This is a genomic window from Hyphomicrobiales bacterium, assembly GCA_030688605.1.
Classification (GTDB): domain Bacteria; phylum Pseudomonadota; class Alphaproteobacteria; order Rhizobiales; family NORP267; genus JAUYJB01.
The window spans coordinates 1-3,087 of the sequence record JAUYJB010000110.1; the positions used below are offsets into that span (position 1 = coordinate 1).

The 3,087-nt window shown below is 61.7% G+C and carries 9 protein-coding genes; all 9 read left to right on the forward strand.

Features of this window, described 5'->3' with window-relative positions; translation table 11 throughout:
• Positions 1-567 precede the first annotated feature (567 nt).
• The 9 genes from Q8P46_11960 to Q8P46_12000 all read left to right on the forward strand — a co-directional run bounded on the left by Q8P46_11960 (position 568) and on the right by Q8P46_12000 (position 3,032).
• Positions 568-912: a hypothetical protein gene (locus Q8P46_11960; GenBank protein ID MDP2620868.1), complete on the forward strand. Its 345-nt coding sequence runs from the start codon at positions 568-570 to the stop codon at positions 910-912.
• Positions 909-1,253 carry a hypothetical protein gene (locus tag Q8P46_11965; GenBank protein ID MDP2620869.1) on the forward strand — a complete coding sequence of 115 codons (345 nt, stop codon included), beginning with the start codon at positions 909-911 and terminating at the stop codon, positions 1,251-1,253. The genes Q8P46_11960 and Q8P46_11965 overlap by 4 nt, the downstream gene beginning before the upstream one ends.
• Positions 1,250-1,375, forward strand: a complete 126-nt coding sequence (locus tag Q8P46_11970; protein ID MDP2620870.1) for a hypothetical protein — start codon at positions 1,250-1,252, stop codon at positions 1,373-1,375. The genes Q8P46_11965 and Q8P46_11970 overlap by 4 nt, the downstream gene beginning before the upstream one ends.
• A complete protein-coding gene (locus Q8P46_11975; GenBank protein MDP2620871.1) occupies positions 1,348-1,677 on the forward strand; it encodes a hypothetical protein in 330 nt (109 codons plus the stop codon). The genes Q8P46_11970 and Q8P46_11975 overlap by 28 nt, the downstream gene beginning before the upstream one ends.
• 151 nt (positions 1,678-1,828) lie before the next feature.
• On the forward strand, positions 1,829-2,062 hold the full coding sequence (locus Q8P46_11980) for a hypothetical protein (protein MDP2620872.1): 234 nt from the start codon (positions 1,829-1,831) through the stop codon (positions 2,060-2,062).
• Positions 2,063-2,186: 124 nt separating this feature from the next.
• Entirely contained in the window at positions 2,187-2,405 is a 219-nt protein-coding gene (locus Q8P46_11985; protein ID MDP2620873.1) for a hypothetical protein, read from the forward strand.
• Positions 2,402-2,596: a hypothetical protein gene (locus tag Q8P46_11990; GenBank protein MDP2620874.1), complete on the forward strand. Its 195-nt coding sequence runs from the start codon at positions 2,402-2,404 to the stop codon at positions 2,594-2,596. Before Q8P46_11985 ends, Q8P46_11990 begins: the two co-directional genes overlap by 4 nt.
• Positions 2,593-2,841 (forward strand): hypothetical protein, encoded by a 249-nt coding sequence (locus Q8P46_11995; GenBank protein ID MDP2620875.1) that lies wholly within the window; start codon positions 2,593-2,595, stop codon positions 2,839-2,841. Before Q8P46_11990 ends, Q8P46_11995 begins: the two co-directional genes overlap by 4 nt.
• On the forward strand, positions 2,838-3,032 hold the full coding sequence (locus Q8P46_12000; protein ID MDP2620876.1) for a hypothetical protein: 195 nt from the start codon (positions 2,838-2,840) through the stop codon (positions 3,030-3,032). The genes Q8P46_11995 and Q8P46_12000 overlap by 4 nt, the downstream gene beginning before the upstream one ends.
• Positions 3,033-3,087: the final 55 nt, after the last annotated feature.

Consider the following 3,087-nt stretch of genomic DNA (forward strand, 5'->3'; position numbering starts at 1 on the left):
CACGGTGCCATCCGCGCTTTGGCTTCGTCATTGCGGTTTTGTCAGCCCGAGGCGCCGCGTCCGCGACCACCGAATCAGCGCAGCCTTGCGCGCAATTTCTTCTCGTTGCACAGGTGACAGAGACAATGCCCTGCGCGGCCCGCCGATCAAACCGCCCTTGCGGCCCCAGCGCTGGGCCTTGGATTTGCCATTCCTACGTGCCATAACGAATAATACTAGGCGCAGTTTCGGCTAAGGTCAAGCAGCCATGCCGCACCGCCACAAAACGCCATGCTTGACATATGCTTGAGGCTAAGGCAGACTTCAGCCTAACCCGCCCGCTCAAGGGCGGCAAACAGGGGGCACCGTGAACCGGACCGTAGGGCAAAACGAAGCGCACGCAACGGCGCTGCCGCAGTGCGAAGTAATCATGCGCCGTAATGGTCATGACGTTCGTTGCCAGCGCGACGCGCTAAGTCAAGGGCGTTGCGCCCGTCATGGTGGCGAGCAACCCGCGCCGGAACTAATCACACACCGCGCCGCCCTGCGCTCGCTCGAGGAAGCCGCCCGCAGCCATGGAGCGCGGGTATGAGCCCTGACCGGACCGTAGGGCAAAACGAAGTAACGCCGCTGGACCTCGCGCAGTTCGAGCGCAGCCATGCGCGTGAATTGGCTATCAACGTCCGTGACGGAGCGCAACCCGGTGTCGGGCAGATGCTCCGCGCAGTCGAGCAATTCGACGCCCTGCTCGCCGAGTGCAAGCGCCTGCGGGCCGACCGCGCGAAGCTGGTCGAGGCGCTGCGCGATTCGATCAGTGATCTGCAAACGATGGAGCGCCACTACCCGGAGTCAGCAAAAACCGTGCTGGAGCGTCGCCGCGCCCTCCTGCGCTCGCTCGGGGAGGACGCCCGCAGCCATGGAGCGCGGGTATGAGCCGGAAAGTGTATTGCGGAGTTCCTTGGGACGATTGCAGCGGCCAGTTGATGACGCTGAACGCGGCGTGGACTCCTGATAGCTCGAAGAACAAGGGGTCAGGGAAACTTCACTCGACCAACGAGGAAGCGTTCCGGTGCTATTGCCGCCACCTGCAAGCGAAGGGCTATGAGCGCATCGGCAAGCGCGAGTTCACGTTAAACGGCGGTCCAGTGCTCGTGATCGCCAAGCCGTCGCGCTTCGGGGCCTCATTCCGCGGCGGCAAGGAATCGGACAAGACAAAGAGCCGCTTCACACCGATGAATGGTCGGGGTGCCATTGTCGAGAAGTTCTCGCCATGACCTCTGCCGCCGTCTTGGGATTCTTCGTCGGTCTCGGCTGCGGCTTCGTGCTCGGGGTGATGTTCTTCATCGCCTACAGCTACGGCGTCTGCCGATGGCTCACGAAGCGGAGGATTTCGTGAAGCCGTTGAGCGAGATTTACCGGAAGGCAGCGGAGTTAATCGACAGGAATGAGGAAATCTATTCGTGTCGAGCAGTGGCTTCTACGGCGTATGGCGATGACTGGAGTCCTGAGGAATGGTCATTCATCGTCGATCCGTATGCCGATCTTTTTAAGCCCGTTGAATCCGCCAGTTCTGCCGAGCACTGGCTGCATGGTACAGGTCTTGCCTATGCTGAACGAAAAGCATGGCGCGTCCTTGCCCTGTGCTTCATGGCCGCGATTGCCGAGGACAGCGAGATCACGAAGCGGAGGATTTCGTGAGCCTACCTCGCAAATCGAGGGCGCTATGTGTCTGCGGGCGGCGCGCCAGCGTGCTCATCGGCTCACTGTTCTACTGCCTGCGTCATGCCAAACAGATCAAGGCGTCGCGCTCCAAGGCACGCCGGTTACTCAGGATGAGGCAGGAGACCTGATGCCCTCCATCCCGACGCCGAAAGCCATGCTGATCGACGAAATGGACGCCGCCCGCGAGCACTACGCGCTGCATGAGGCGCAGATCGAGGGCGCGCGCGCTGGCCGCATGGGGCTCGCCTCAGCGCTGAACCCCTATCGGCCAGGGAGTGAGGATTACGAGCAGTGGCACCGTGCATGGCACAGCGCAACCGCGCAGCGCGTGGCCGCGCAACTCAGGGAGCGGATCAAGTGAAGCGCTTCCATTACAACGAGCGAAATCCGCTTACTGCAAACCTGCGGCTGGGGAGTCCGGACCCCCTAGGGGCAATGGCCGCTACTGGGGTGAGGTTGGCGACAGACGGAACGGGGGGAAGGCCATGAATGGCGAGCCGCCGTACACCACGCAGGAGGTTTTCGATTGGGAGGCTGGCTGGGATTCCGCTGTCGAGGGACCGAACACGCTCAACTGCCACTTCAGCCACTTCCGCTCCGAGCGCAGCACCAAGGCATGGGAAGCAGGGCACGACGCCGGGAAAGCCGGGAAGCCCAAGCCCGACTTCGATCCGAGGGACAGTGTAGGAGGCCGCACCAAATGATCCGCTACACCGATAAATTCAGGGGACGGTACCGCACGGCCACCGAGAGCCGCGAACCCGGGTATCTCACCGGCCGCATGGAAGTCTACAAGCGCCTTGTGCGCGCACGCGCAGCCGCAGCACGCCGCAACGCGCGCGAGGTCGAGGCGAAGGTGTCCGTGATTAAGCCGAAGAAAGCGAGAACCGTATGAAGAACGACGGCGGGCCAGCGTTCCCCTGCGAGTTGACGTATACCACGGACGGCCAGCAAGGAAAGCAGACAGGTCCATCTTCAGGAATTCATACAGGGCTGACGCTGCGCGATTACTTCGCGGCGGCCTGCATGCAAGGAATGTGCAGCACCGCTCAATGGCCGAGCAAGCAAGACGGTGGAGAAATCGGGAGGCGAGCGTACGCGATAGCCGACGCCATGATCGCAGAGCGGGACAAGGAATGAACGCCAAAGTGAAAATCATCCGAGACATCAACCTAACGTTCGCCCAGCCGCCGATTCCCGACCGGAATTACGACTGGCATGCGACCAGGAGCGATTACGAGCCGGGCGATTTAATAGGCTACGGGCGAACGCCAGTCGTAGCTTTGGCGAACCTTCTGGAGAAGGAGGAGGAAATGGAGCCGGTGAAATGAGTCTCCGCGAACACTTCCCCGGTCTCTTAGAGGCCATGTCGGAGGAAACCATGAG

Coding starts and splice junctions, on each gene's coding strand:
- Q8P46_11960 (MDP2620868.1), top strand. CDS start 568: ATGAGCCCTGACCGGACCGTAGGGCAAAACGAAGTAACGCCGCTGGAC.
- Q8P46_11965 (MDP2620869.1), top strand. CDS start 909: ATGAGCCGGAAAGTGTATTGCGGAGTTCCTTGGGACGATTGCAGCGGC.
- Q8P46_11970 (MDP2620870.1), top strand. CDS start 1,250: ATGACCTCTGCCGCCGTCTTGGGATTCTTCGTCGGTCTCGGCTGCGGC.
- Q8P46_11975 (MDP2620871.1), top strand. CDS start 1,348: ATGGCTCACGAAGCGGAGGATTTCGTGAAGCCGTTGAGCGAGATTTAC.
- Q8P46_11980 (MDP2620872.1), top strand. CDS start 1,829: ATGCCCTCCATCCCGACGCCGAAAGCCATGCTGATCGACGAAATGGAC.
- Q8P46_11985 (MDP2620873.1), top strand. CDS start 2,187: ATGAATGGCGAGCCGCCGTACACCACGCAGGAGGTTTTCGATTGGGAG.
- Q8P46_11990 (MDP2620874.1), top strand. CDS start 2,402: ATGATCCGCTACACCGATAAATTCAGGGGACGGTACCGCACGGCCACC.
- Q8P46_11995 (MDP2620875.1), top strand. CDS start 2,593: ATGAAGAACGACGGCGGGCCAGCGTTCCCCTGCGAGTTGACGTATACC.
- Q8P46_12000 (MDP2620876.1), top strand. CDS start 2,838: ATGAACGCCAAAGTGAAAATCATCCGAGACATCAACCTAACGTTCGCC.